The organism is Acinetobacter colistiniresistens (assembly GCF_024582815.1).
Lineage (GTDB): Bacteria > Pseudomonadota > Gammaproteobacteria > Pseudomonadales > Moraxellaceae > Acinetobacter.
Genome location: NZ_CP102099.1, coordinates 435,202 through 461,706, shown reverse-complemented (window position 1 = coordinate 461,706; position 26,505 = coordinate 435,202). Strand labels below are relative to the sequence as shown.

The 26,505-nt window shown below is 44.1% G+C and carries 23 protein-coding genes; 13 read left to right on the top strand and 10 right to left on the bottom strand.

From position 1 onward, the window contains the following. Positions 1 to 13: 13 nt before the first annotated feature. The 6 genes from NQU59_RS02175 to NQU59_RS02150 all read left to right on the top strand — a co-directional run bounded on the left by NQU59_RS02175 (position 14) and on the right by NQU59_RS02150 (position 6,464). Positions 14 to 1,423 carry an ammonium transporter gene (locus tag NQU59_RS02175; protein ID WP_005240248.1) on the top strand — a complete coding sequence of 470 codons (1,410 nt, stop codon included), beginning with the start codon at positions 14 to 16 and terminating at the stop codon, positions 1,421 to 1,423. A gap of 125 nt (positions 1,424 to 1,548) precedes the next feature. Continuing rightward, a complete protein-coding gene (nrdR, locus tag NQU59_RS02170) occupies positions 1,549 to 2,013 on the top strand; it encodes a transcriptional regulator NrdR (protein ID WP_004656377.1) in 465 nt (154 codons plus the stop codon). 12 nt (positions 2,014 to 2,025) lie between these two features. Next, positions 2,026 to 3,126, top strand: coding sequence for a bifunctional diaminohydroxyphosphoribosylaminopyrimidine deaminase/5-amino-6-(5-phosphoribosylamino)uracil reductase RibD (ribD, locus tag NQU59_RS02165; protein WP_257064788.1), 1,101 nt, complete (start codon positions 2,026 to 2,028; stop codon positions 3,124 to 3,126). Continuing rightward, on the top strand, positions 3,123 to 4,415 hold the full coding sequence (locus NQU59_RS02160; RefSeq protein WP_004656375.1) for a DNA adenine methylase: 1,293 nt from the start codon (positions 3,123 to 3,125) through the stop codon (positions 4,413 to 4,415). The genes ribD and NQU59_RS02160 overlap by 4 nt, the downstream gene beginning before the upstream one ends. Positions 4,416 to 4,812: 397 nt before the next feature. Then, positions 4,813 to 5,652, top strand: coding sequence for an MIP/aquaporin family protein (locus NQU59_RS02155; protein WP_005240241.1), 840 nt, complete (start codon positions 4,813 to 4,815; stop codon positions 5,650 to 5,652). A gap of 152 nt (positions 5,653 to 5,804) precedes the next feature. Continuing rightward, positions 5,805 to 6,464, top strand: coding sequence for a riboflavin synthase (locus NQU59_RS02150; protein WP_005240240.1), 660 nt, complete (start codon positions 5,805 to 5,807; stop codon positions 6,462 to 6,464). A 42-nt stretch (positions 6,465 to 6,506) separates the two neighbouring features. Here NQU59_RS02150 and blhA read toward each other — a convergent pair whose 3' ends face one another. Genes blhA through NQU59_RS02135 form a run of 3 tightly spaced genes read right to left on the bottom strand, consistent with a single transcriptional unit; the run spans position 6,507 to position 9,028 of the window. Continuing rightward, positions 6,507 to 7,133, bottom strand: coding sequence for a cell division protein BlhA (blhA, locus tag NQU59_RS02145; protein ID WP_005240239.1), 627 nt, complete (start codon positions 7,131 to 7,133; stop codon positions 6,507 to 6,509). 35 nt (positions 7,134 to 7,168) lie between these two features. Next, entirely contained in the window at positions 7,169 to 7,576 is a 408-nt protein-coding gene (locus NQU59_RS02140) for a DNA polymerase III subunit chi (protein WP_005240238.1), read from the bottom strand. Positions 7,577 to 7,579: 3 nt separating this feature from the next. Continuing rightward, positions 7,580 to 9,028 carry a leucyl aminopeptidase gene (locus tag NQU59_RS02135; RefSeq protein WP_257064784.1) on the bottom strand — a complete coding sequence of 483 codons (1,449 nt, stop codon included), beginning with the start codon at positions 9,026 to 9,028 and terminating at the stop codon, positions 7,580 to 7,582. A gap of 154 nt (positions 9,029 to 9,182) precedes the next feature. On the opposite strand from NQU59_RS02135, the gene lptF reads away from it, so the two are divergent. From lptF to NQU59_RS02115, 4 genes are all read left to right on the top strand, one after another. Further along, positions 9,183 to 10,283, top strand: a complete 1,101-nt coding sequence (lptF, locus tag NQU59_RS02130) for an LPS export ABC transporter permease LptF (RefSeq protein ID WP_005240236.1) — start codon at positions 9,183 to 9,185, stop codon at positions 10,281 to 10,283. Next, positions 10,283 to 11,353, top strand: coding sequence for an LPS export ABC transporter permease LptG (gene lptG / locus NQU59_RS02125; protein ID WP_005240235.1), 1,071 nt, complete (start codon positions 10,283 to 10,285; stop codon positions 11,351 to 11,353). The genes lptF and lptG overlap by 1 nt, the downstream gene beginning before the upstream one ends. 113 nt (positions 11,354 to 11,466) lie before the next feature. Further along, positions 11,467 to 13,011: a 2,3-bisphosphoglycerate-independent phosphoglycerate mutase gene (gene gpmI, locus NQU59_RS02120; protein ID WP_257064783.1), complete on the top strand. Its 1,545-nt coding sequence runs from the start codon at positions 11,467 to 11,469 to the stop codon at positions 13,009 to 13,011. A gap of 9 nt (positions 13,012 to 13,020) precedes the next feature. Then, positions 13,021 to 14,196 (top strand): S41 family peptidase, encoded by a 1,176-nt coding sequence (locus tag NQU59_RS02115; RefSeq protein ID WP_096911339.1) that lies wholly within the window; start codon positions 13,021 to 13,023, stop codon positions 14,194 to 14,196. Between the two features lie 50 nt (positions 14,197 to 14,246). Here NQU59_RS02115 and NQU59_RS02110 read toward each other — a convergent pair whose 3' ends face one another. The 3 genes from NQU59_RS02110 to gacA are packed head-to-tail and all read right to left on the bottom strand — an operon-like array spanning position 14,247 to position 17,933. Continuing rightward, complete coding sequence (locus NQU59_RS02110; protein ID WP_005240229.1) at positions 14,247 to 15,683, bottom strand: sigma-54-dependent transcriptional regulator; 1,437 nt, start codon at positions 15,681 to 15,683, stop codon at positions 14,247 to 14,249. 22 nt (positions 15,684 to 15,705) lie between these two features. Then, complete coding sequence (locus NQU59_RS02105; RefSeq protein WP_257064782.1) at positions 15,706 to 17,271, bottom strand: sensor histidine kinase; 1,566 nt, start codon at positions 17,269 to 17,271, stop codon at positions 15,706 to 15,708. Positions 17,272 to 17,297: 26 nt separating this feature from the next. Then, positions 17,298 to 17,933, bottom strand: a complete 636-nt coding sequence (gacA, locus tag NQU59_RS02100) for a response regulator transcription factor GacA (RefSeq protein ID WP_257064781.1) — start codon at positions 17,931 to 17,933, stop codon at positions 17,298 to 17,300. A 211-nt stretch (positions 17,934 to 18,144) separates the two neighbouring features. Here gacA and pbpG point away from each other — a divergent pair, with 211 nt between their 5' ends. After that, positions 18,145 to 19,209 carry a D-alanyl-D-alanine endopeptidase PBP7/8 gene (pbpG, locus tag NQU59_RS02095; protein WP_128568544.1) on the top strand — a complete coding sequence of 355 codons (1,065 nt, stop codon included), beginning with the start codon at positions 18,145 to 18,147 and terminating at the stop codon, positions 19,207 to 19,209. 131 nt (positions 19,210 to 19,340) lie between these two features. Here the strand turns inward: pbpG and thrC are convergent, their stop codons facing one another. From thrC to xerD, 4 genes are all read right to left on the bottom strand, one after another. After that, a complete protein-coding gene (gene thrC, locus NQU59_RS02090; RefSeq protein ID WP_004802157.1) occupies positions 19,341 to 20,480 on the bottom strand; it encodes a threonine synthase in 1,140 nt (379 codons plus the stop codon). Between the two features lie 105 nt (positions 20,481 to 20,585). Next, positions 20,586 to 21,887 (bottom strand): homoserine dehydrogenase, encoded by a 1,302-nt coding sequence (locus NQU59_RS02085; RefSeq protein WP_257064778.1) that lies wholly within the window; start codon positions 21,885 to 21,887, stop codon positions 20,586 to 20,588. A 410-nt stretch (positions 21,888 to 22,297) separates the two neighbouring features. Further along, on the bottom strand, positions 22,298 to 23,113 hold the full coding sequence (locus NQU59_RS02080) for a DsbC family protein (RefSeq protein ID WP_005278366.1): 816 nt from the start codon (positions 23,111 to 23,113) through the stop codon (positions 22,298 to 22,300). 134 nt (positions 23,114 to 23,247) lie between these two features. Then, on the bottom strand, positions 23,248 to 24,168 hold the full coding sequence (gene xerD / locus NQU59_RS02075) for a site-specific tyrosine recombinase XerD (RefSeq protein WP_005240217.1): 921 nt from the start codon (positions 24,166 to 24,168) through the stop codon (positions 23,248 to 23,250). Between the two features lie 206 nt (positions 24,169 to 24,374). Here xerD and NQU59_RS02070 point away from each other — a divergent pair, with 206 nt between their 5' ends. Together NQU59_RS02070 and feoB are read left to right on the top strand one after the other, a co-directional pair. Beyond that, positions 24,375 to 24,635 (top strand): FeoA family protein, encoded by a 261-nt coding sequence (locus NQU59_RS02070; RefSeq protein WP_005240215.1) that lies wholly within the window; start codon positions 24,375 to 24,377, stop codon positions 24,633 to 24,635. Next, entirely contained in the window at positions 24,632 to 26,488 is a 1,857-nt protein-coding gene (gene feoB / locus NQU59_RS02065; protein ID WP_005240213.1) for a ferrous iron transporter B, read from the top strand. The genes NQU59_RS02070 and feoB overlap by 4 nt, the downstream gene beginning before the upstream one ends. Positions 26,489 to 26,505 lie beyond the last annotated feature (17 nt).

Genomic DNA, 26,505 nt, shown 5'->3' with positions numbered 1-26,505 from the left:
TTGGGGGACACGAATGAAAAAAATGCTTATGGCGCTCAGTCTATCTGGCGCACTCTTAGGTGGTTCGGCGGTAGTTTGGGCAGAAGACGCGGTAACGAGCCCGGCGGTTGAACACACTGTAGCCGTTGATACAACGGCTGCATCACCGGAAATTGCTGCAACAGCCGCAGCAACCCCTGTCGAGGCCACACCAGCGCCTGCTGCGACAGCAAAACTGGATACAGGTGATACAGCGTGGATTCTTGTTTCAACAGCATTGGTTCTGTTGATGACGATTCCTGGTTTGGCGCTGTTCTATGGCGGTATGGTTCGTAAGAAAAACGTACTCAGTACCATGATGTTCAGCCTTTCTGCTGCCATTCTAGTCAGTTTAATCTGGGTGATTGCCGGTTACTCATTGGCATTCTCTGGCTCAGGTGCATATATTGGTGACTTGGGCAAGGCGATGCTGAATGGCGTGGCCTTTAATGCGCTGAATGGCACCATTCCTGAAAGTTTATTTGTTATTTTCCAAATGACCTTCGCCATTATTACTGTTGCAATTATTAGTGGTTCGATTGCTGATCGTATGAAATATTCAGCATTCATGGCATTTGTCGCAGTTTGGGTGATCTTGGTGTATGCACCAATCACGCACTGGGTTTGGGCGGCTGATGGTTGGTTATTCAAAGCAGGCGCATTAGACTTTGCGGGTGGTACGGTTGTCCATATCAACGCAGGTGTAGCTGGTCTGGTTGCTGCTTATATGTTAGGTAAACGTACGGGGCTTGGCCGTGAATCAATGGCACCACATAATTTGACTTTAACCGTGATTGGTGCAAGCTTGATTTGGGTCGGTTGGTTTGGCTTTAACGGCGGTAGTGCTTTAGGTGCAGGTGCACGTGCAAGTATGGCGATCTTAGTGACTCAAGTTGCTGCCGCAGCTGCCGCATTCTCTTGGCTCATTGTAGAACGTCTGATTCGTGGCAAAGCATCGGTACTGGGTGGTGCGTCTGGTGCGGTGGCCGGATTGGTTGTGATTACGCCTGCTGCGGGTTTCGTCGGTGTTGGCGGTGCGTTAATCATGGGTCTCATCGGTGGCGTGGTGTGCTTCTGGGGTATTACTGCATTGAAACGCCTACTTAAAGCCGATGATGCCTTGGATGCATTTGGGTTACATGCAGTGGGGGGAATTGTGGGTGCGATTCTGACTGGTATCTTTTATAGCGATGAAATTATCAAAGCAGCGAATGTTGCACTTGCACCAACCTTTATGGGGCAATTATGGGTGCAAATTGAAGGTGTATTGGCAACCATCGCGTATAGCGCAATTGTGACCTTTATCATCCTGAAAGTGATCGATTTGGTGATTGGTATCCGTGTCAGCGCAGATGATGAGCGTATGGGTCTTGACCTGAGCCAACATGGCGAACGTATCGAATAATCGGCACAACATGCGATTTAAAAAACAGCCCCATCGGGCTGTTTTTTTATGCTTTTAGGGTACTGGTTCTGCAATTGCAGAAACTTTGCTACACTTAAGCAAAGAGAGTAAATAATCACGCAACTATGCATTGTCCATTTTGTAACGCCGCTGATAGTAAAGTCATAGACTCGCGTTTGGCTGCCGAAGGCTGCCAGATTCGTCGTCGTCGTGAGTGTGTCATTTGTGGAGAGCGTTTTACCACCTTTGAAAGTTATGATGTGGTGATGCCGCGTGTGATCAAATCCGACGGTAAAAATGAGCCTTTTGATGAGGCCAAGCTACGTCGCTCCCTTATGCATGCCTTACAAAAACGTCCAGTCACGCAAGAGCAAATTGAAACGGTACTCAGCGATATTCAATCACAGATTCGTCGTCTGGGCGAGCGTGATGTAAAATCAAGAACCATTGGTGAAATTGTCATGCAGGCTCTGTTTGCCCTAGACCATGTTGCTTATGTTCGCTTTGCCTCTGTCTATCAAGATTTCCAAGATGTAGAAGCATTTCGCCATCAGATTGAGCAAATGCAACAACGTGAAAATGAAGCTTAAATTAGAGAGACTATGTCTGAGTTAACCCAAGAACACTTATCTGAACATCAGCACTGGATGCAACAGGCCATTGCTTTGGCGCGACGGGGTCAATACTCGACCAAGCCAAACCCGAATGTCGGCTGCGTTATTGTGAAAGAGGGTCAGTTGATTGGCGAGGGCTATCATCCTAAAGCAGGCCAACCTCACGCTGAAGTTTTTGCTTTGCGCCAAGCGGGTGAGAATGCCAAAGGTGCAACGGCGTATGTCACTCTGGAGCCATGTGCGCATTATGGCCGAACGCCACCCTGTGCCGAGGCCTTAGTCAAAGCCCAAGTGAAAAAAGTGGTAGTGGCATGTTCAGATCCCAATCCGTTGGTTGCAGGCAAGGGTGTTCAAATATTACAAGCGGCAGGCATAGAGGTTGAAACGGGTGTGTGTGCAGATACTGCGAAAACGCTCAATTCAGGCTTTTTAAAAGCCATGTCTACAGGTTTGCCCTATGTACGTTTAAAAATCGCTTCCAGTCTTGATGGTCGTACTGCGATGGCTTCGGGTGAGTCGAAGTGGATTACAGGCACGGCAGCACGTCAAGATGTGCAGCACTGGCGTGCCATTTCAGGCGCGGTGATGACCGGGATTCAGACGGTTCTAGCCGATGATTGCGAATTAAATGTACGTGCATTAGACGGGGTAGATCTGAGCACGGCGGTTCAGCCCAAACGGATTGTGCTTGATCGTCAAGGACGGCTTCCGCTTTCAGCCAAGATTTTACAAAATCCTGAAACTGTCATGGTGATGACACCATTTCGTCAAGAACTTGCAGATTTAGGCGTGATACAATTGTCAGTACAGCCTTTAAATCAATTATTGCAGACCTTGGCCCAACACTATCAAATTTATGATGTATTGGTTGAGGCTGGTGCAACCTTATCGACTGCCTTTCTGCAGCAAGGGCTGGTTGATGAAATGATCAGTTATGTTGCACCCACTTTGCTTGGTCAATCTGCTCGGGCAATGTTCAATGCTGAATTTAGCAAAATGGCAGAGCAGCTGCGTTTTGAATTGGTTGATGTAACCCAACTTGGGCAAGACATTCGCCTAAGATTGCTCCCTATCCAAGAGATGATATGAATCCAGAACCATCGGTTTATCACAAACGTCGTCATGCCGCACGTACGACAGACGAATATCTTTTTCATCAGTTAGTGCCTTATCTGGGCAATAAGCGTCGACTGCTTCATCTCATTTTAGAGGCACTCGAGATTACAGGCACACTGAACAGCAAGAAAAAGAATCCACCGATTTTTGCGGATTTCTTTGCGGGGAGTGGCGTTGTCTCGCGTTTGGCACGTCAGAATGGTTATCGTGTGATTGCCAATGACTGGGAACCTTATAGCCACGCATTGAATCATGCCATTTTAGCTTGTGTAGATGCACCTGCTTTTAAAGAACTGGGTGGCTATCAAAAAGCCATTGATTACCTGAACCGTTTGCCTGAGGTCAAAGGTTGGGTCACACACAACTTGTGTCCGCGTAATGATGATGTCTATGACCCTGCCCGTGACCGTTTATTCTTCAAACGCCGTAACGGCATGCGTATTGATGCGATTCGCCAGCAGATTGCAACATGGCAAGCTCAGGGTGCCATCAATGATGTGGAAATGAGTGCTTTATTGGCACCGCTGTTATATTCGGCAAGTTTTGTCAGTAATACCAGTGGTGTCTTTAAAAGTTTCCATCAGGGCTGGGGTGGACGTACCCAAACAGCTTTAGAGCGGATTGAATCATTATTGTGGCTGACACCGAGTCGTTTTTGTGAGATTGGTGATCCTAAACGGCCTGCCGCAGAAATGTGGTGTGTAGATGCGCAGCATCTCGCCAATCAGATGAGTGGTTTTGAGGTCGATGTGGCCTATCTCGATCCGCCATATAACCAGCACGCCTATAGCAGTAATTACCATGTCCTCAATGCGCTGACCTTATGGGATCAGGTGGATTTACCTTCACCCGATACCAAAGGCTTTAAGAGCGGAATTGACCGCGCATGGCGTAAAGAGCGTCCAAGTCCTTATAACTCGTCAAAATATGCCAAAGAGGCGTATGAAAAGTTATTGGAAACCATTAATGCCCGCTATATTTTGACCAGCTATTCGACTGATGGAAATATCGAACCGAAAGACTTGCTCACCGCCAATTTAAAACGCGGCAAAGTGACGCTGCTGACGCAAGATGTTCCGCGCTATCGTGTAAGTAAGCAGCGCCAATCAGACCGCGCACGCGTGCTTGAGTTTATTGTGATTACCGATACTCATGCCAAATCAGGTCCGCCGTTGCGACAGCTATTGGGTCAGTTATATCACTTTGCTGAACTAGGTGGGGTTGATACCACTGGCAATAGTACTCAGCTGGCACTTTGGTAGGTCAAATGGAACACCACTTTGGAAGACAAGGTGGTGTTTTTGTATCCAACTTTAAGTCAGCATCGGATAATTAGATAAAATAAATCGGTTTATAAGATAACTGCTTGTTTTTATAATAAAAATACATCAAATTTCAGCAGAGTTATATGTTCTTAATCATTTGTTTTTATCTCAATATCTATATTTAAAAAATATTAAATAGGTAATTTAAACAAAGCTTTAGATTTTATTTGTCTGTCTTTTTATAGTCTTAATCATCTAGTTTCCGAATCATAATCTTTTGATCAATCGTTTAAAAAATTACCAAATCATATTGACCCGTTTTGAAAATAAATATAGTTTGCCGAGCTTAATTTAGGGTCTTGCCTATTTGCAGCGATGACCAAGAGAGGTTGTTATGAGTCGCTCGGAACCCACCTTATTGGGGCAATGTGTAGCTGAATTTTTTGCTACCGCAATTTTTTTATCATTTGGTATTGGTGTGGTGGCTGCACTTAAACTTGCCGGTGCAAGTTTAGGTCTGTGGGAAATCAGCATTGTGTGGGGCTTGGCTGTAGCATTGGCGGTCTATTTATCTGCTGGTATTTCGGGAGCACATCTTAACCCTGCAGTGACCATTGCATTGGCATTGTTTGCTGGCTTTGATAAGCGCAAGGTGCCGTTTTATATTATTTCACAGGTGGCTGGTGCTGCTGTGGGTGCGCTGTTGGTTTATAGCTTGTATAGCAATCTCTTTGTGGATTATGAGCAGACTCACCATATGGTGCGTGGCAGTGTCGAAAGTCTGGAACTGGCAGGAATTTTCTCGACCTATCCACATCATTTGCTCTCGATCGGGCAGGCTTTTATGGTGGAAATGTTTATCACCATGTTATTGCTCTGGTTGATTATGGCGATTGGAGATGACAGTAATGGCTTGCCGCGTGGTGCTTTAGCACCGATCTTGGTGGGTTTGCTGGTGGCGGTGATTGGGGCTTCTTTTGGTCCACTTACGGGCTTTGCCATGAATCCTGCGCGTGATTTTGGTCCGAAAGTTGTGGCTTATTTCACTGGTTGGGGACCTGTTGCGTTTACAGGGGGACGTGATATTCCTTATTTTATCGTGCCAATCATTGCACCAATCGTGGGGGCTTGTTTAGGTGTGTTAGGTTATAAACTATTCTTTAGTCATTTCCTTGTCCATCAGAAAGCAGAACCACAATCATCTGCTGAAAAGCAAGTGTCTGAAATGCAATAAAGACCAGATGAATCATGAGAAGGGCGATCAGGTGATGGCCCTTTTTATTTGCCTGTGTTTGCACTGCACATGCCTTGTTATCTCGGGTTCTTTGCTTTAAGGTATCTTCTTTACAGTGCTATATACTGCAATAAAGATAGGTTGAAACTCCCATGTTTACAGGCATTATTGAAAGTTTAGGTAAGGTTGAGAGCCTACAAAGTGTAGGTGGTGATGTCCGTTTGCGTATTCAAACTGATTTGGATATGTCTGATGTACATTTGGGGGATTCGATTGCGACCAATGGAATCTGCCTGACCGTGATTGAATGGGGGGAAAACTGGTATGCGGCTGATGTTTCGCGTGAAAGTTTGAACCGTACCACACTGGGTCAGTGGAAAGTCGGCCAAGCAGTCAATGTCGAAAAAGCAATGCTGCCCACCACACGTTTTGGTGGACATATTGTCAGTGGTCATGTCGATGGTTTAGGTGAAATTAGCTTGGTTCGCCATGATGCACGCTCATTGTATTTTGAAGTGACGGCTCCGGTTGAGCTAGCTAAATACTTGGCAGAAAAAGGCTCAGTCACGGTTGATGGGATTAGTCTGACCATTAACCATTTGCGTGGCAACATTCTAAGTTTGAATTTAATTCCACACACGGCTGAGCGTACCAATATTGGTACCTGGCAAGTCGGCAGCAAAGTCAATCTGGAAGTGGATGTATTGGCGCGTTATATTGAGCGTTTATTGTTGGGTGATAAGGCCGCAGAGCAAAAAACTGAGTCAAATATCAGCATGGCATTCTTGGCTGAAAATGGTTTCTTAAAATAAAATTTATCTATAAAAAGGCCCTGTTTAAACAGGGCCTTTTTATTATTTTTCGTCGGAAAAGTCACTATTCTTCAGGACATACTCAATTTCATCTTGTGCCAGAGCATGCAGTTTGGCACGGAATACGGTCACGGCTTGCTCAATCAAACCCTCAGCTTCGAGCTCCAGTCGCACACGGACACTTTCTAGCTCAGACAGAATTTGCTGATCGTCAACCATGACCGTTTGGCCACGTGCATAGTCAACACTTGGCTGCTCTGGATTGGTCTGATAGCGTTCAGTCTGTTGAGCAATTTCCTGATCGATATGGCCACGTAGTGCAACGAGGTTCTCCGTCTGTTGTTCAAACTGGCGTGCTTCATCGGCTTGTAGTTGCGCTGCATAAGCCGCTTCAGCTGCACGTTTTTCAGCTAAAGCTTGTTCCAAAGCCTGTTGCTTGCGAATCCGTGCTTGTTCAATCAGTTCCGCTTTGAGCTCTGCATAGGCTTGATCAATTCGTTGTTGAGAACCTTGTTGAGCGGTTTCTTCGTGTTGAGTCCAATTTTGAATCGACGTTTGTGGTAATAATAGATCACAGATACGTGCTAAATCGTCCTGATAGGTCTGACGAACAGCCTCAGGTGCATTTAACCAACGTTTTTTAAAGTCCTGACCTACATTTAATGCCACAAGACACTCCTCAAATGATGTTCTTGGTTGCTGGGTTATAATTTAAATGTTCGAGCTTCAATGCCTAAACGACGATACATTTTAAATTTTTCCCGCCCGATTTGTTTCGCAGCTTCATTATTTTCAATAATCTCGATAATGTGGCGAAAATCTTGAGTTTGTTCAAGTGCATGATTGTTAAAATTAAACACGATCCAATCACTGGACGGGGGGAGTTCTGCCGAAATACAGACAGGACTTGTCACTTGATCGATTCCATGTGGAATAAAACTGACTGGATCAAAACGCCAAAGCAGTTCATCCAGTTCAGTTTGTAAATCTGCATCTGTGCAATACCACCAAATCTGGGGGTGTTGATTTAGAATCTTCCGACATAAACGGCAAGCACTTTCGACTTGCCGTTCTGTACTGTTTTCAAAGAGATAAAAGCTGATTTGCGCCATGTTTTAGTTTTTCGTTGCAACACGATTAGCTAAAAACTGCATCAATAGCGGTACTGGGCGACCCGTTGCACCTTTGGCTGTTCCAGATAACCACGCTGTTCCAGCAACATCAAGATGTGCCCAACGATAATCACGAGTGAAACGCTCCAAGAAACACGCTGCTGTAATTGCACCGCCATAAGGTCCGCCAATATTGGCAATATCAGCAAAAGGTGAGTCGAGTAATTCTTGATACTCTTCCATCACAGGCATACGCCATACACGATCCAGTGACTGTTCACCTGCGTGTTGCAACGCTTGTGCCAGTTCATCATCGGGTGTGAATAAGCCGCTAACGACTTTCCCTAGCGCAACCACGCAAGCGCCTGTCAGTGTCGCGATATCAATCACCAACGCAGGATTAAAGCGTTTAATGTAGGTTAAGGTGTCACACAGCACCAAACGGCCTTCGGCATCAGTGTTGAGGATTTCAATGGTTTGACCGCTCATACTGGTGACAATATCACCCGGACGAGTGGCATGGCCTGATGGCATATTTTCAGCCGCTGCAATCGCTCCCACCACATGAATCGGCAGTCGAGCTTCACAAAGCGCTTGCATGGTGCCCAATACAGAGGCAGCACCACACATATCAAATTTCATTTCATCCATGCCTAAGCCAGGTTTTAATGAAATACCACCAGTATCGAAGGTCACACCTTTACCCACAAGTACGACAGGAGCCTGCTCAATTTGGGCATTGTATTCCAGTGTGACAATACGACCTGGACGATCTGAACCTTTGCTCACCGCAAGGAAAGCATACATGCCCAAATCAGCCATTTGCTGTTCATCCAACACAGTCACTTTTAACAAGTCTGGATATTGTGCAGCAAGAGCAACTGCTTGATCGGCCAAATATTCAGGGAAACAGATATTCCCCGGACGGTTACCCAAATCACGGGCATAGCTTTGACCCGTCTGTACCGCTTGAAGCAGATTTAATTGTGATTCATCCAAAGTTGTTTGATTGGCGATCAGATGAATGGTGTCTAGGATAAATTCATTCTTTTTCGATTTGAATTCGTCATAGCCATAAGCCGCTTGGGTGAGGCTGAGTACAAAGAGAGAATGTAAATCTGTCGGAAGGGCAGACAGATCAACGCTAATTTGTTTAAATTTATTTTGTGATGATTTGATAATGCTTTGTGCAAGTTTTGCTAATTTTGTCGCTTTCAACTCGGTACTTTTTCCAAGTCCGAGGAGTTGTGCATTGGCTTGAACGGCAATATTTGCAATCAGGGTCAAGTTTTCGTTGAACCCAGCCTTGAACTGCGCTGTATTAAGGGTCTCTTCTAGATGATTGATTTGATAAGTATTTAAGTTCTGTTGTAATTGTTCTGAATCAACCAAAATCCACAAAGATTCGCTAGACGCCTGAGCTGGGAATGCGTTTTGAAGTGTAAATTTCATTGTTTGTATAGAACCTGGTGAGCCAAAAAGAAAGAGAAGTCCATTAAACACTTTCGGATATGAGGTTGCAATCCGCAACAAGCGATAGGTTTTATATTTTTAACATTCGGGTAAACTAGCGTTACCTTCAATTGGTCTTTTTGGAAGTATTACTTTGATTATTCGGCGTTATCTCGTCAAACAAGTGGTTTCGACATCTCTCGTGGTCATTGGTTTATTAACCTTGATTATGATGGGTGGTCGTTTAATCAAGTATTTTGGCGTTGCGGCTCAAGGCCGCCTAGATGCAGGGATTTTATTTAGCATTATTGGCTACCGCCTGCCTGAGTTTTTGACGTTAATTCTTCCTTTGGGCTTCTTCATTGCATTGATGCTGGTATTTGGTCGGCTTTATGTTGATCATGAGATGGCAGTTTTAAATGGCAGCGGTGTCAGTCGGAATCAATTGGCTCGGTTATTGTTACCTATGACACTGGTGTATCTGGTGGTACAAACCAGCCTGATGCTTTGGATGGGACCATGGGGCTTAAGAGAGTTTGAAAAACTGACCAGCACCCAGGCCGTCCGAACGGGTTTTGATTTGGTGAGACCTAAAGAGTTTATTTCTTCTGGGCCATATACCATTTATGCAGGTTCATTGTCCGAAGACCGTAAGAATCTTAAAGACATTTTTTTCTACCAAAAAGCCAAGCAAGAAGATAAACCTGATGTCATGATTCTGGCCAAAGAGGCGACCCGTGTCGAAGTTGCCAATGACACGGCAAATGTTGTGGATTTGGTGCAAGGGCGCCGTTATGAGATCTATCCAAACCAGCCACGCTATACTCAGGCTGAGTTCCAGTCGTACCGTTTACGTCTGGAAAGTGATAAAGATGTAAAATTTGAAAGTGATGATGTGGAAGCCCTGCCCATGTCTAAATTATGGCAGCAACGTGATGATTCGGTGGTACGTAGTGAACTGGGTTGGCGTGTCTTCGGGCCATTTATCATCATTGTTGCCTTGATGCTTGCCGTTGCATTGTCAGAGGTGAGTCCGCGGCAAGGGCGTTATTATCGCCTGATCCCTGCTATTTTTATTTTTGCCAGTTTGATTGTGGTGATGATTGCGATTAAAACCCGAATCAGTAAAGAAGAATTAGATATTTGGGCTTATCCTGTAGTGCTTTTGGTTTATGCAATTGCTGCAGCAATTTTCGCGCGTAAACAGAAATTGGCACCAAAACTTAAGAAAAGTATTCAGCGAGTGGGGTTGTAATGTTAGCACGTCGAATAGTCGCCAAACATGTGACAAAAACCACTGTTCTCGCAATGTTGGGAACTACGTTGGTACTGTCTTTCTTGCAAGTTTTATTTACCTATCTGGGTGAGCTGGGCTCGCTAAAACCGAATTATAATGCTTGGCAAGCGTTCCTGTATGTGATGTGGGGTGCACCACATTATCTGTATGAAATTCTGCCTGTTGCGGCATTAATCGGTTCTGTTCTGGGGCTGGGGGCGCTTGCATCGAATAGTGAATTGATTGTGATGCGTTCGGTCGGCATTAGCCTCTGGCGGATTGTCGGCTGGGTGATGCGCTCAGCATTACTGTTAATCGTCCTATCTTTTGTCTTGAGCGAGTGGGTGATTCCCTATACCAATGAACAGGCACAAAGTATTAAGAAACAACGCAGTGTCGCTGCGCTGGGAGAAGTAAAAGGCTATTGGTCACGTGAAGGGCAACGCTTTATTTATATTGATTATGCCAATTCACAGGGTCAGTTGCGTAATATTCAAACCATCGATTTTGACCAGAATTATCGCTTGCAATCTTTTGTGAGCGCAGAAAAGGGACAGTTCCTTAAAGATGGAGAGTGGGTGTTATCGCAGTCCCATCAAGTCGATTTATTGGCGCAAGGTGATGCCATTAAAACTGATCATGAACAGCAGTCACTTGGTTTGGCTTTACAGCCAAAATATGTGCATATGGTGACATTAGATCCGGAAGATTTATCACCTAGCCAATTGATTAGTTTCATGCGTTATATGGAAGAATATAGTCAGGTACCCAAGACCTATGAACTGGCTTTCTGGCAGAAAATAACGGCACCGTTTTCTTTAATTACACTGGTCTTGATTGCCTGCTCCTTTATTTTTGGCCCGTTGCGCCAACAGTCGATGGGTTTCCGTTTAGTAATTGCATTATTTACTGGGTTAGGTTTCTTCTATTTACAAGATTTCTTGGGTTATGCCAGTCTGGTTTATGCACCATCTCCAGCATGGTTTGTGCTCTTGCCTGTAGTGCTGATCTTTATGATTGGTAGCTATCTGCTCTATCGGGCACGCTAATCTTGATGGACAGCCTCTATGATCGGTATTGATGAAAGCCATCGAGAGATCATAGAGAATTCGATTAAATTTCGGTAAAATAGACCGATCAAATGACAAACAGAGAGTCCATTATGACGGATGCAAATGCTGGCAAAATTCCTCACGTTCTGGTAATCATGGATGGTGTAGGACATCGTGAAGCTGTTGATGATAATGCTTTTTTAGCGGCAAAAACGCCAAATCTTACAGCGATGAAAGCCAAGCATCCAAATAGTCTAATCTCGGGCTCAGGTGAAGATGTTGGCTTGCCTGATGGTCAAATGGGTAATTCTGAAGTCGGTCATATGAATCTCGGTGCTGGTCGTGTGCTATATCAGGATTTCACCCGAATTACCAAAGATATCCGCACAGGTGCTTTTTTTGAGCATGAAGTGTTAGTGGATGCAGTTGAGAAAGCCAAAGCCGCGAAGGGTGCCGTGCATGTGATGGGCTTGTTGTCAGAAGGTGGCGTACATTCGCATGAAGACCATATTGTGGCGATGTGTGAATTGGCCTTAAAACGTGGTGCAACTGTTTATTTGCATGCCTTTTTAGATGGTCGTGATACCCCACCCCGCAGTGCAAAACCCTCATTAGAAAAATTAGATGCTTTATTTGCACAGTATCCAAATCAAGGGCGTATCGTGTCGATGATTGGTCGCTACTTTGCGATGGACCGCGATAATCGCTGGGACCGTGTTGAACAAGCCTATCGTTTAATGACGGAAGGTGAAGCAGTCCGTGTTGCTAATTCCGCAGTTGAGGGCTTGGAACTTGCCTATGCCGCGAACGAAAATGACGAATTTGTCAAAGCAACCCGCATTGGTGAAATTGCCAAAGTCCAAGACGGCGATAGCGTTGTCTTTATGAATTTCCGTGCCGATCGCGCGCGTGAAATTACCCGGGCCTTTGTGGAAAAAGATTTTGCAGGTTTTGAGCGTAAAGTCGTACCTAATTTATCGAAGTTTGTGATGCTGACTCGTTATCAAGCCAGCATTGATGCACCTGTCGCTTATATGCCAGAAGAGCTGAAAAACTCGATTGGTGAATATTTATCAGATTTAGGCAAAACCCAATTGCGGATTGCTGAAACTGAGAAATATGCACATGTCACCTTCTTCTTTAGTGGTGGTCGTGAAGATGAATATCCTGGTGAAAAACGGATTCTGATCCCGTCTCCGAATGTTGCAACTTATGATTTAAAACCAGAAATGAGTGCTTATGAAGTCACGGACGAGTTGGTGAATGCAATCAATTCAGGTGAGTTTGACCTATTGGTCGTGAACTATGCCAATGGCGATATGGTTGGACACACCGGCGTATTTGATGCTGCAGTGAAAGCAGTTGAAACGGTCGATACCTGTCTTGGTCGTGTTTATGATGCCGTGATGGCAAACAAAGGGCATATGTTAATTACTGCAGATCATGGTAATGTAGAGCAGATGCAAGACTATGACAGCGGACAAGTTCATACCCAGCATACCACTGAATTGGTGCCATTTATTTATGTGGGACCAACACAAGCAACGATTGCTGAAGGTGGTGTACTGGCTGATGTTGCGCCAACATTACTTCATTTGATGCACATTCCAGTACCTTCTGATATGCAAGGCAAGAATTTAATTACTTTAAAATAAGGTGAAGCAATGACCCAGCACAACAACATTTACCGAGCGATCTGTGCGAGTTTGTTGATGTGTTGGGGGCATAGCCTTTTTGCGGCGCCTATGACACACGCTTCGGGATGGGGTGATGAGGCACCTGCTCAAAATGCAGAAGTGCCGATTGAGTCGATTCAACAGTTTGTGCAGATCTATGGCATTGTCAAAGATAACTATGTTGATAAAAAATCGGATGATGCTTTATTTCAACAAGCAATTAAAGGTCTGGTCAGTGGTCTGGATCGTTATTCCCGTTATTTATCTGCAGAAGAATATCGCCAACTGATTCAATATACAGAAGGTGATCTTGCCTCTGTGGATTTTAATTTAAATTATGATGCCCATGCCAAGTCTTGGCAGATTCAAGATTTAAAAGCAGGTTCGGACTCGAGCAAATTGGGTCTGCACAATGGGCAAGTGATTCTCAAGGTAGACAATCAGGAACTGAAGAGTTTAAACCAAGATCAGGTTCAAGGTTTACTTTACGGTTCAATCGGTAGCACTTTACAGATACAGCCAGACAATAATAGCAGTACGGTGATTTTGGTTCGTAATAAAAAAGTTGAAACCGATATTGAACCTGTTCTGTTACACAATCAGGTATTGGTGTTGAAAATACGTGTTTTTCAACAAGATACTGCCAATGAAATTAAACGTTTGATTGAAGAGTATAGTTCTACCAAGCTAAAAGCGGTGGTATTTGATTTGCGTAATAATCCAGGTGGTTTACTTTCTGCTTCAGTAGAAGCGGCAGATTTATTTTTAAACCAAGGAATTATTGTCACCACTAAAAGCCGTTCGGAAGGCGATCAGCAATTCCAGGCGTTACCCTCTAATGAATTTCAGAACATGAAATTAGGCATTTTGATCAACCGACGTTCTGCTTCTGCGGCTGAGGTTTTTACCGCAGCAATGAAGGAACATAAACGTGCTTGGGTGGTGGGTGAGACCAGTTATGGTAAAGGCGTGGTACAAAAGCTCTTTCCTTTACCGAGCGGTGCGGCGTTACAAATGACGGTTTCGCATTACTACACGCCAAATGGCAATATGATTGAAGGGCAAGGGATTCAACCCAATCAAATTGTTCCCTTAACAGCAGAAATGAAAGAGGATGCTTACCTCGAACATGTAACTGACTTGGTATTGAAAAGTCGTTATTAAAAAAACATTTTTAAAAATAAGGCCCCTGAAAATCGGGGCCTTGTTTTTGGTTATTCTTCGTCTTCGGTATCCAAGCCGAATTTTTTCAGCCGATAACGTAACGAACGGAAAGTCATACCTAACTTTTTCGCTGCTAACGTCCGATTCCAATGGGTCAGGTTGAGTGCATTGAGGAGAATTTCTTTTTCAATATTTTCTAAATAACGCTCCAAGCCTTCAGGTGGAAGTTTTTTCGAGCTCAGTGTCGTGCTGGCAGAATGTTGAACTGGTTCAGCTTCTTCTGCAGGCGTAGCCGAAAACGAAGCGGCTGGATTGGCCAGTGTGCTCCGCAAAGGCGCGGTCTGTAAATGTGCCAAATCAATGTTGTCATCATCACTAAGGGTAATGGCACGCTCAATAATATTGCGTAATTCCCGCACATTCCCAGGGAAATACTGTTGCAACAAAAATTGTTCAGCACGTGTAGAGAGCGATTTTGCGGGTAGATCCCATTCTTGGCTAATCTTTTGAATAAAGTGGTTGGCCAACAGCAAAATATCTTGCCCACGCTCACGTAAAGGTGGCAGTACGATATCCATCACATGAATACGGAAGAACAAATCTTGACGGAAGCGGCCTTGCTGAACCAACAGCTCTAAATCTTGATGACTGGCACTAATCACACGAAAATCTACATCAATTTCTTGATCCGAACCCACTGGACGAATTTTCTTTTCCTGAACAGCACGCAGCAGTTTGACCTGCATATTTAACGGTAATTCAGCAATTTCATCTAAAAATAAACTACCACCGTGAGCAGACAGAATTAAGCCTTGCTTATCCTGAGTTGCACCTGTGAAGCTACCTTTTTTGTGTCCAAACAGCTCACTTTCCATCAACTCGGTTGGAATTGCACCACAATTGATGGCAATAAAAGGCCCTTCACTGCGATTACTTAAGCGGTGCACAAGATTCGCTACCACTTCTTTACCTGTGCCTGATTCACCAGTAATGAACACTGGGGCTTGGGAGCGTGCAATTTTCTTTAAAGCAATGCGTAGTTGTTGAATGGGTGCGGAACGTCCGATTAATAGCTTGTTTTCTAAGGCTGTTTCTGCTGCTTCTTGCTCAGGCTGCGGACGGTTCAGTGCTTTCTGGATCAGTTGATCCAAATGCATTTGGTTGACAGGTTTGCTGACAAAATCGAATGCACCTGCTTTGAGTGCAGCAATCGCGATATCCATATTGCCATAAGCTGTTAATACGGCAATTGGCGTGTTGGGATAGTTTTGAGTTACATGTTTGACCAGATCCAAACCATTTCCATCAGGAAGATTTAAATCTGTTAAACAGGCATCATACTGGAATTCAGTAAAGAATTTTTTAGCCTGTTCGACCCGATAGGCGAGATGTGTTTTAATGCCCATCCGCGCCAGCGTCATCTGCATTAAAAGACATAAATCTTCTTCGTCGTCTACCAATAAGACGAGTGGTTGTTTTGTTGCCATTTCCCCGAGAAACCTAATCTAATCAATGAATTTTTGAGCATTCAATCCTGAAGCATGCTCCTTGTTGTCGCTCTATATAGGTGAGCTTTGCATGATTTGCCTCACAAAAAGTATGAGACAGGTACAATCCTAAACCAGTTCCTTTAATTTCGGTACTAAAAAATGGTTTGAATAGCTGAGAAATATCTCGTTTTGAGACACCCGTCCCAAAATCGATGACATCGATACAGCTTCGCCCATCTTTTAGCTGGACTTCAACTTCAATATAAGGAGCATCGGTCGAATTATGTCGTAATGCATTTCGAATTAAATTAATCAGCACTTGGCGTAATTGTTTTTCATCAAAGAGAATGCTGAGTTGTTCCGTCTGTTTTAGTTGAATACGATGTTTGGCATCGGCAAGATCTTCATTCAGCAAACTTTCCAAGAAAGGGCTGAGCTCAATGACTTGAGGCTCTGTTGGCTTATTGCGTGCCATGGCGAGTGTATCTTGCACAATATTATCAATGCGTTTGGCTTGCTTGCTGATCATGTGAGACAGCATGTTCAGTTGGTGGGTGTCGCTGTCTTTTAATAAACTATTGGCCTGTACAATAGCCGCCAATGGATTGCGAATTTCATGGGCAATACTGGCAGAAAGTTGACCCAAGGCGGCCAGTTTGAGCTGTTGAACTTGTTGTGTCAGTTTTTGTGCATCTTTTAAAACTAATAATACCAGGGCTTGTTCTGGTACAAGCAGGTGTTTGACCCGAACATTGATGATATAGGGGCTCTGTTGTGACTCAAAACTGAACTCTTCACCATCTTCCAGATTGCTGAATTGGATCAATTCAAACAAGTCAGGCTGTAATTTGATCAGTGGTGTCTTTTCCAAAGAGGTCGGCAGATGAATCCCTAACAGGGTATTGGCTGCAGGATTGGTTAAAACGATATGATTGCTTTCATCAAGAACCAAATAGCCGTCTTCAATCTGTTCAAGAATATAGCGGTTAATATTCTGTAGTTGATGAATCTCGATTGACTGATTGAATGTCAGGGTTTCTAAGATTTTAAAGCGTTGTACGGCAATGCGGCCAATGGCATGCACAACGAAAAACAAAAAGGCTAGAAAAATACTATTGCTGAGATGCGTTAAATTATTGGCATCAAAGAAGTCACCTAAAAAGCGTTGGTAAACTACCATGATGACTGCAAATAAAGTAATGATCAGTGAAAGATGTGCATTGAGTAAAATCGCAGAAGAAAAAATAATAATGACATAAAGTAGGCTCAGTTGCAGATTAGGGCCACCCGAAGCAAACGTAATTAAACTGAGACCAATTACGTCGATTAGAAAAATAAAAATCAGTTGCTTCGAGGTCTGTATCGGAACAAGCTGTAGTAAAGCGAGCTGAAAGATATTGAATGCGATATAGCAAATTAAAGTATAGAAATATAAAAAGGGGTAAACATAATTACCCGAAAGTTGCTCGGCAGTCAGTAAATAAATTAAAAGCAGGCTAACGGCAATAATAAGCCGATAGCCACTATACCAAACGCCTAACCGATAGATGGTCTGAGAGACCGATGTTGCTATTTTCCCTAACATAGGCGATGACTATTATTCTAGATGTATTAAGGTTTAATGAGGCCATAACGAATCGCAAGATGAGTTAGCTTGACGTCACTGTCAATTGCCAATTTTTCAAAAATACGATAGCGATAAGTATTTACGGTTTTCACGCTGACAAATAGTTTGTCTGCAATTTCTTGTGCACTGATACAATTGACGACCATCATCGCCACTTGCATTTCACGTTCTGACAAGGCATCAAATGGAGATTGCTGGGTATCTGAAAGATAAGAGCTGGCGAGCTGTTCAGCAATATCTGCACTGAAGTATTTTCCGCCCTGCATCACTTTATTAATGGCGCGCACCATTTCTGTAATAGGTGCCCCTTTGGTGATATAGCTTTTTGCACCGGCTTTCAAGAGCAAAGACGGGTAGGGTTCTTCCGCAAGACCACTGACTGCAATCACTTTAGTTTCAGGTACACTTTGCAACAAGCGACGGGTCGTTTCAACACCGCCAATACCTGGCATATTAACATCCAAGAGTACCACTTGAGGGTGTTTCTGACGCACCAAAGCAATCGCTTCTTCCCCCGATTCTGCTTGTCCAATCACCTCTACATCGGGGTGGTCTTCCAACATACGACAAATCCCTGTGCGCACGAGTTCATGATCATCAACAACGAGAACAGTGATCAAGAAGACCTCCTTTTTTTCAAAAAAACTGGTTTTTTGTTACATAAAGCAAAATTAGCTTGCAATGAAACGACAAAATTAGCAATCCTATTCTTCGTTTTTAGCGAATAGTTGTACACAATTGTGTCTATAAAAGCTTTACCCGATTTGTTCAAATGTAAGGCATAATGGTGTTAAGCGCAAATGTGCAGCGTCCTGAGTTGAGTATTGTGTCGTGAAAAATTCTAAAAAATCTATCATGCATGTTTTAAGCATGTCTATCTTGTTGGCCTGGAGCTCAACAAGTTTTGCTGAACTGGTTGTGAATAACAATCCAGCTTCTTCGCGTGTGAGCGGTTCAGCTTCGATGAATTGGTCTGCAAGTGATGCTAGTCAGTTGATGGAAGATGATGATCCGCTAGAAATTAGTCCGCAAGGTTCAACGTCTGTTACCACAACTTTGCGTAATGGTAGTTCGTCAACCATCACCTCTTCAACGGCGCCACAGTCGTCGACACAAATTCGCGATACTTTCGGGTATAGCAGCCAACCTTCAGTCAATGCACGTGCTGCCTTGGTGATGGATGCACAGACCGGCGAGGTGCTGTACAGTAAAAACAGCAACATGTCGGTTCCAATTGCGTCGATTACTAAATTGATGACTGCTGTGGTGACTGCTGATGCGCGCTTAAACATGTCAGAAGAAATCACGCTGGAATCGATTGATTTCGCTGGTGCAGGTGGCAAGAATTCAAGTTCGACCTTACGCGCGGGCGATACCATGAATCGTGCAGAAGCACTTTTATTTGCTTTGATGAAGTCTGAAAATCCTGCGGCGGCCGCTTTAGCGCGGACTTACCCAGGTGGACGTCCGGCCTTTGTTGCAGCAATGAATGCCAAAGCGCGGCAATTGGGCATGACGTCTACACGTTATGCTGAATCTACAGGTTTAGATCCGCACAATGTTTCATCTGCACGTGATTTAGGGATTCTGGTCAGTACTGCTTCGCAATATGGTTTGATTCGCCAATTTTCAACCACGCCAACCTATGATTTCAATTTAGGTTATCGTGTACTGAAATCAAATAATACCAATGCATTGGTTCGTAATGGTGGCTGGAACATTAACCTGTCAAAAACAGGCTATATCAATGAAGCGGGACGTTGTGTTGTCATGCACACCACGGTGAATTCACGTCCAGCTGTTGTTGTCTTATTGGGTGCACCAAGCTCACAAGCTCGTAATAGTGATGCAACCAACCTATTGACATGGTTAAGCAGTTTGCCAAAACGCGTTTAATCTAGATGAATGTTAAAAAAAGCTCTTCTGTTATGAAGAGCTTTTTTTATGCGTGCTACAAAGAATACAGCTTGTATTCAGATAAAAAAACCAGTTGCGAGCAACTGGTTTTTTTACTTGCAAAGTTATGCTTACATATTTGAAAGAATTGAATCTTTCACTTGATCCATGGTGGCATCAATTGACAGCATCACCGCATCAGCACATTGCTTGATTGCAGTATCTGGGTCTTTTAAGCCATTACCTGTTACGGTACATACGATCACCGAACCTTCAGCAATTTTGCCTGCTTTAAGATCACGGATTGCGCCACCAATTGACGCAGCAGAAGCAGGTTCAACAAACACACCCTCGTACATTGAGAGGAGGCGTTGTGCTTCTAAAATTTCAGCATCAGTCAGTTCATCAAACCAACCTTTAGAATCACGTACCACAGCTTTGGCATGGTTCCAGCTTTGTGGATTACCAATACGAATCGCTGTTGCAACTGTTTCAGGGTTCTCCACTGGTGCACCACGTAAGAATGGCGCAGCACCAGAGGCTTGATAACCCACCATAGTCGGTAAACCTTCTGGTTTAGGACCTGTGAATTGATCTGTCGCAGCATCATAAATCACTTGTTCAAACTGATCTGCTGGCTGGTTGGCAACCGCTTCGGTATAACCCATCCAGTGTGCAGTGATGTTCCCCGCATTACCCACTGGTAAGCAGTGATAATCAGGCGCACGGCCAAGCGCTTCTACGATTTCATAAGCAATGGTTTTTTGACCTTGCAAACGGTAAGGGTTGATTGAGTTTACAATCGTTACTGGTGCCTGATCTGCAACTTCTTTGACCAAACGCATACCATCATCAAAGTTACCGCGGATTTGCATGGTAATCGCACCATACATCATTGCTTGCGCCATTTTACCCATGGCAATTTTGCCTTCTGGGATCAGGACGAATGCTTTAATGCCTGCACGTGCTGCATAAGCCGCTGCCGCTGCCGAAGTATTACCTGTAGAGGCACAGATAATTGCTTTAGAGCCTTCTTCAACTGCTTTGGTCACCGCCATGGTCATACCACGGTCTTTAAATGAACCAGTCGGGTTCAGACCTTCGTATTTCACATAGATTTCGACGTTTTTGCCAATAATACGTGGAATGTTCTCGAGTTTAATTAGTGGAGTATTACCTTCACCTAAAGAAATTGCACGTGTAGTTGCAGACACGGGTAAACGGTCACGGTAACGATCTACAAGACCAGTATAACGATTGGCATTCGACATGATGGTGTTCCAATATAAGGTAGAGAGAAAATCCCTCCCAACCTCCCTTTTCCAAAGGGAGGAGTTCCCCCTCTTTATTGAGGGGTGAGGGGAGATTTAAACTGATTAACTATCGAGCGATTCTAAACGAATTCTTACGATTTCGCCACGAATTGCAGGTAATGCTTGAATTTGCGCAAGAGCTTCATCCATTTTTGATTCAACAATCGGATCTGTCAAAATTACGATTGGAATCAAGTCTTTCAAGCGTGATTGCTGCATGATGGCATCAATACTAATACCAGCACGGCTGAGAATGGTTGTGACATCTGCCAAGACACCGGTCTGATCTTCAGCATTGAGACGAATATAATAACCTGTGGTCATTTCTTCGCGGCTTAAGATTGGCACATTGGTCAGTGCTTCAAAGGCAAGCTGAGGAATAGTACCTGCACCATCTTCGGTATAAGAAATATCACGCACGATATCAATGACATCGGCAACTACAGCTGAGGCAGTTGGGCCTGCACCTGCGCCTGCACCATAATATAAGGTTGGGCCGACCGCATTGGCTTGAACCAATACCGCATTTTTCACGCCATTGACGTTGGCGATGAGCTCTTCCGCAGGGATCAGCGTTGGGTGAACACGTAATTCAATACCGTGTTCGGCACGACGTGCAATACCTAAATGCTTAATGCGGAAACCAAGCTCTTCTGCATATTTAACATCTTGAGCGGTGATTTTGCTGATGCCTTCGGTATAGACCTTATTAAACTGTAATGGAATACCAAAAGCACATGACGCCAGAATGGTAAGTTTGTGCGCAGCATCAATCCCTTCTACATCAAAGGTTGGATCTGCTTCGGCATAGCCCAGTTCTTGCGCTTCTTTTAATACATCTTCAAAAGCACGACCCTTTTCGCGCATTTCAGTCAGAATGAAGTTGCCTGTGCCATTAATGATGCCTGCAAGCCATTCAATATGGTTTGCTGCAAGACCTTCACGAATCACTTTAATAATTGGAATCCCGCCTGCAACCGCTGCTTCATAAGCGATTTGCACGGCATTGTCTTCAGCCGCTTTAAATAATTCATTGCCATGTTCAGCAAGTAAGGCTTTGTTTGCGGTGACAACTTGTTTGCCATGTTTAATGGCTTCCATGATGACTTCATAGGCAGGATGAATCCCTCCCATGACTTCAACCACAACATCAACATCAGCTTGACGTACGATGTCCATCAAGTCATCACTTTGTTTGATTCCTTCGAGTTGTAAATCTGGACGTGGACGGCGTGTGCCTACGTGTGTAATTTGAATTTCTCGACCGGTACGGCGTTTAATTTCCGCAGCATTTTCTTGTAGTAATTTAAGGGCTCCACCACCTACAGTACCAAGACCGAGTATCGCCAGACGAACTGGTTTCACGTCACACTCCATTATATTCAATCATTTTAATGAAGCTTGATCATAGCTAAAAAAGTGCGCAGACACTAGGGTCTGTTGTCACTTTATAAATGAATTGCGTTGATGGCTGAAAATCCTTCAGACTAGGCATGAAACGTAGGGAGTGGCATTCCCTTGCCAAGTTTCATAACGATGTATGAGGGAGTTTTAGCCACAACCCTGTGGGACAGGGAGATTTTTGGCACTTCTGCGTTATCTTGCGCAACTTTAGCCGTTGCTCATTATTTAGAGAGACTAAATTTCACAATCCATGCCTTGTATCGCCTAAAAATCTCCTCTGTCGCAATCATGGATAAAGTGGTAATAGACCCTATCCCGATCATCTTGAATCTGTCGCCCGAGTCTTTGTTATTTTGCGGTGATATTTTCGCTTATTTGTTTAAGCGTTGTACGATTTCTTCAGGGGTCATATAGCCACCTAAATACTCGCCTTCGACGTTATAGATTGCAGGTGTGCCATTGACCCCCATGTTTAAGCCCAATTGATATTGGTCACGTACTGGGTTTTTACATTCTGCCGCCGAAACGGGTAAGCCTTTGGCTGCTTGGTCAAAGGCAGCCTTACGGTCTTGGCTACACCAGATGGCTTGCATGGTTGGCATGAATTGTTCACCACGTGGCCATGCGATGTAACGGACTTCAATGCCTTTGGCATTAATTTCTGCTAAATGTTCATGCAGTTTATGGCAATAAGGGCAGCTCGAATCAGTAAATACATAGATCACATGCTTGGCTTTACCGCCCTGTGCAGGGTAAACAATCAGATCTTCGGTTTTCAGCGCCGCTAAATGTTTTTTATTTTCGGTTGCTTGTAAGGCATCACTGACATTATGCAGTTGTTTGTCGCCTAAACGAACCACATCCCCTTGGATAATGTATTGGCCGTCAGCAGTTGCATAAACGGAACCCATGCCTTCGAGGCTGATCCAGTATAAGTTTGGAACTTCAGTTTTCTTCACCGCAAGAATCTTGGCATTGATATTGGCGGTTTTGAAATGTTTTTCTAAGGTAGAGACTAAACGCTGCTGTGCATTGCGCTCATTTAAGGTTGAAGCTTCACCTGTCGCAGGTGCACTTGCTGTGAGTGCATCTTGTTTTTGTGCTGAGTTTTCTTTTGAGCAAGCACTGACTAATAATGTTGATGCTAATGTACAAGCAATTACAAGCTGAGACCGAGTAAACAACATATAGAACCTTTTTTGTACGAATTCATTTGTATAAGGGGCCTAGCATAACAAAAAAAATGAATTACTTCGTTAAATCTTGCATAGGCTCTGTGAACGGAATCAAATTTTAGCGGGCTCCTCGATAAAAGGTGGTTTTATCCCCGTGGGTGGTATTTGCCATGTAACGCCTGCATGCGATGTTGTGCGACATGGGTATAGATTTGTGTGGTGGAAAGATCACTGTGTCCAAGTAACATTTGTACTATGCGCAGATCCGCACCGTGATTAAGCAAGTGGGTGGCAAAGGCATGACGTAGGGTATGCGGGGAGAGCTCTGCTTGGATATTGGCCTGTAAGGCGTAACGTTTAATTGCATACCAGAAATTTTGTCGACTCATGATGCCGCCATGCTGGGTTAAAAACAGGTAATCAGTGTTACTTTTATACAGATGTGGACGTGATTCAACTAAATATTTTTCAATCCAGTCACAGGCAAATTGTCCCAATGGTACGAGGCGCTCTTTATTACCTTTTCCCGTGATTCGTACAAAGCCCTGTTTTAAATTGATCAGTTCCAAACGTAAATTGAGTAATTCGGAAACGCGTAAACCACAGGCATACAGAACTTCAAACATGGCCCGGTCACGTAAGCCTAAAGCTGTGTTGATGTCAGGTGCATTGATCAATGCTTCTACATCTTGTTCAGATAAATCCTTGGGCAAAGCACGTCCAATTTTAGGAGAATGGTGGTTGGCAACCGGATTATCGTCGCGTAGCTTTTGTTCTCTTAAAAACTTATAAAACTGTCTTAACGCAGATAGGCAACGTGCAATTGAGCGTGGGCTTTTACCCGCTTTGGTGAGTGCAATCAGCACATCGGCGATGTCGTCACTGGACCATTGCGGTAATGCTGCTGTTGGATGTAATTCACTACATTGGATCAGATCGGACAAATAGGCATTACGGGTATGTGGGCTCACTGTTTGAGCCACCAGATAATCCCGAAAACCCTGTAAAAAACTCAAATGTTCCGGGATATGGATTGCAGCAGGAATACGTGGCTTTTTATTTAACATAGGATGTTGAAAGCTTGGCTAGGTGAAAATTGGAGGTCAATATTTTGGGCCGAGTATGACCCTGATTTATTTTTGATTGTCTTGCACTGTAAAAGAAAAATGATTTGTTGTCGATCTGTCACAGCGGTAAATGCCACTGAGATTGGTTTTGGTAATTATTCTCATTTGCTTGTATACTAGCAAAAAAGGGTTAAGGGTTAGAAGCGGTGCGATTGTCAGCATTAAAAGTCAAGCAAACAGCGATGATTACCAAAGTCAATCGCGTGGTCGATGAGACAGAACAGCCAGATTTAGTTGCAGTTCGTTTAGAAAGTTTAGGCTTTGTGCCGGGTACGCAAGTACAGGTGGTTACCAAGGGGGTCTTTGGTGGAGATCCAATTCTAATCCAGCTCGGTTTTACGCGTTTTGCGTTACGAAAAGCGGAAGCGGATAAAATTGAAATTCAACTTGAAGGAGCACCTGCATGAGTGATGCGTTACGTGTTGCCCTTGTGGGAAATCCAAACTGTGGTAAGACATCTTTATTTAACCATTTAACTGGTACACGCCAAAAAGTTGCCAACTATGCGGGTGTCACCGTTGAACGCAAAGTCGGGCATTTTCAGCTCCCTTCTGGAAAAGCAGTGCGTGTCCTGGATTTGCCAGGCACCTATAGCCTTCAGGCCACCAGTCCTGATGAAGAAATTACCCGTGATGTTTGTCGAGGTAAAATTGCGGAAGAAGGGCAACAAGATGCTTTTTTGTGTGTGGTGGATGCAACTAACTTAAAACTACATCTTGGTTTGGTGCTGGAAATTATTGAGTTGGGTCGCCCTATCCTTGTGGTTTTGAACATGATGGATGAGGCACGTCGTCGTGGTATCCAGATCAATACGCAAAAGCTTTCTGAGCGTCTTGGCGTACCAGTGGTTGAAACGGTTGCAGTACGCAGTTCAGGTATCGAAAATTTATTGCATGCTCTTGATCAAGGCAAGTATGCGATTCCTCAGACTGAACTCAGTGGTCTGGCAGGCAGTTCACATCAAAAAATTGAAGCGATTTTTAAAGATGTCGTGAACTTTGTTGATCAGGAAGACAAGCGTACCGATTTTCTGGACAAGATTTTTTTACATCCAGTGTTGGGCTTGTTGAGTCTGGCGATCATGATGTTTATCGTTTTCCAAGCGGTGTTTTCATGGGCTGAACCATTTAAGGGTGCAATCGAAGATGGTGTGGTGCCTTGGTTGGGCGAATGGTTGACAGAAACGATTAGCCATCCTGTACTACAAAGTTTATTGGTTGACGGTGTGCTGGCTGGTGCAGGAACCGTGATTGCGTTCTTACCGCAAATTTTAATTTTATTCTTCTTTATTCTGGTTCTGGAAGAATCTGGTTATCTGCCTCGTGCGGCATTTTTACTGGATAAGTTAATGTTTAAAGCAGGGTTAAGTGGTCGTTCTTTTATCCCGTTGTTATCGAGTTTTGCCTGTGCAATTCCAGGGATTATGGCAACCCGTAGTATTAGTGATCCACGTGATCGTTTTACCACGATCATGGTTGCACCTTTGATGACCTGTTCTGCGCGCTTACCTGTTTATGCCCTGTTGATTGGTGCATTTATTCCAAGTGAAACCGTACTGGGTATTTTCAATTTACAAGGTCTTGTACTGTTTGGTTTATACATGGCTGGTATTGTGAGTGCGCTGTGTGTTGCGTTTGTGATGAAGTTTTTGCAAAAAGACAAAACACAGCATGCGTTGCTGATGGAGTTACCAAGTTACCGTTTCCCTGATATGAGAAGTGTTGCAATCGGTCTATTAGAGCGCGCAAAAATTTTCTTACGCCGCGTTGGTGGCATTATTGTGGCCTTGACGATCATTTTGTGGTTCCTGTGTACCTTCCCGCAAGCACCGGAAGGGGCGACACAGCCTGCGATTGATTATAGTCTGGCGGGGATGCTTGGGCATTTATTGCATCCAGTTTTTGCCCCCTTAGGTTTTAACTGGCAAATTGTAGTGGCATTGATTCCAGCCATGGCGGCACGTGAAGTTGTAGTTGCTGCTTTGGGCACAGTCTATGCCTTATCAGGAGCAGATGATGATGCTGTTGCGCAAGGTTTGACGCATCTGATCAGTGCGGATGGCTCGGGTTGGTCCTTAGCAACAGGCTTGTCATTATTGGTTTGGTTTATCTATGCGCCACATTGTTTAGCTACTTTAGCAACGGTACGCCGTGAAACAGGTTCATGGAAGCATGTGGCAGTCATGACGGTATATCTGTTTGGTTTGGCTTATTTAATGTCGTTCTTCACCTACCAAATTGCATCACGCATTTGGGGCTAAGAAAACTCACCTCTCTT

Excerpts from the sequence above, each read along its gene's own strand:
- ribD (WP_257064788.1), top strand. The coding sequence starts at position 2,026 with ATGTCTGAGTTAACCCAAGAACACTTATCTGAACATCAGCACTGGATG.
- thrC (WP_004802157.1), bottom strand. The coding sequence starts at position 20,480 with ATGTCGAATGCCAATCGTTATACTGGTCTTGTAGATCGTTACCGTGAC.
- NQU59_RS02105 (WP_257064782.1), bottom strand. The coding sequence starts at position 17,271 with ATGTTAGGGAAAATAGCAACATCGGTCTCTCAGACCATCTATCGGTTA.
- xerD (WP_005240217.1), bottom strand. The coding sequence starts at position 24,168 with ATGTTAAATAAAAAGCCACGTATTCCTGCTGCAATCCATATCCCGGAA.
- NQU59_RS02150 (WP_005240240.1), top strand. The coding sequence starts at position 5,805 with ATGTTTACAGGCATTATTGAAAGTTTAGGTAAGGTTGAGAGCCTACAA.
- NQU59_RS02160 (WP_004656375.1), top strand. The coding sequence starts at position 3,123 with ATGAATCCAGAACCATCGGTTTATCACAAACGTCGTCATGCCGCACGT.
- nrdR (WP_004656377.1), top strand. The coding sequence starts at position 1,549 with ATGCATTGTCCATTTTGTAACGCCGCTGATAGTAAAGTCATAGACTCG.
- feoB (WP_005240213.1), top strand. The coding sequence starts at position 24,632 with ATGAGTGATGCGTTACGTGTTGCCCTTGTGGGAAATCCAAACTGTGGT.
- gpmI (WP_257064783.1), top strand. The coding sequence starts at position 11,467 with ATGACGGATGCAAATGCTGGCAAAATTCCTCACGTTCTGGTAATCATG.
- NQU59_RS02115 (WP_096911339.1), top strand. The coding sequence starts at position 13,021 with ATGACCCAGCACAACAACATTTACCGAGCGATCTGTGCGAGTTTGTTG.
- lptG (WP_005240235.1), top strand. The coding sequence starts at position 10,283 with ATGTTAGCACGTCGAATAGTCGCCAAACATGTGACAAAAACCACTGTT.
- NQU59_RS02175 (WP_005240248.1), top strand. The coding sequence starts at position 14 with ATGAAAAAAATGCTTATGGCGCTCAGTCTATCTGGCGCACTCTTAGGT.
- NQU59_RS02155 (WP_005240241.1), top strand. The coding sequence starts at position 4,813 with ATGAGTCGCTCGGAACCCACCTTATTGGGGCAATGTGTAGCTGAATTT.
- NQU59_RS02140 (WP_005240238.1), bottom strand. The coding sequence starts at position 7,576 with ATGGCGCAAATCAGCTTTTATCTCTTTGAAAACAGTACAGAACGGCAA.
- NQU59_RS02135 (WP_257064784.1), bottom strand. The coding sequence starts at position 9,028 with ATGAAATTTACACTTCAAAACGCATTCCCAGCTCAGGCGTCTAGCGAA.
- NQU59_RS02110 (WP_005240229.1), bottom strand. The coding sequence starts at position 15,683 with ATGGCAACAAAACAACCACTCGTCTTATTGGTAGACGACGAAGAAGAT.
- NQU59_RS02080 (WP_005278366.1), bottom strand. The coding sequence starts at position 23,113 with ATGTTGTTTACTCGGTCTCAGCTTGTAATTGCTTGTACATTAGCATCA.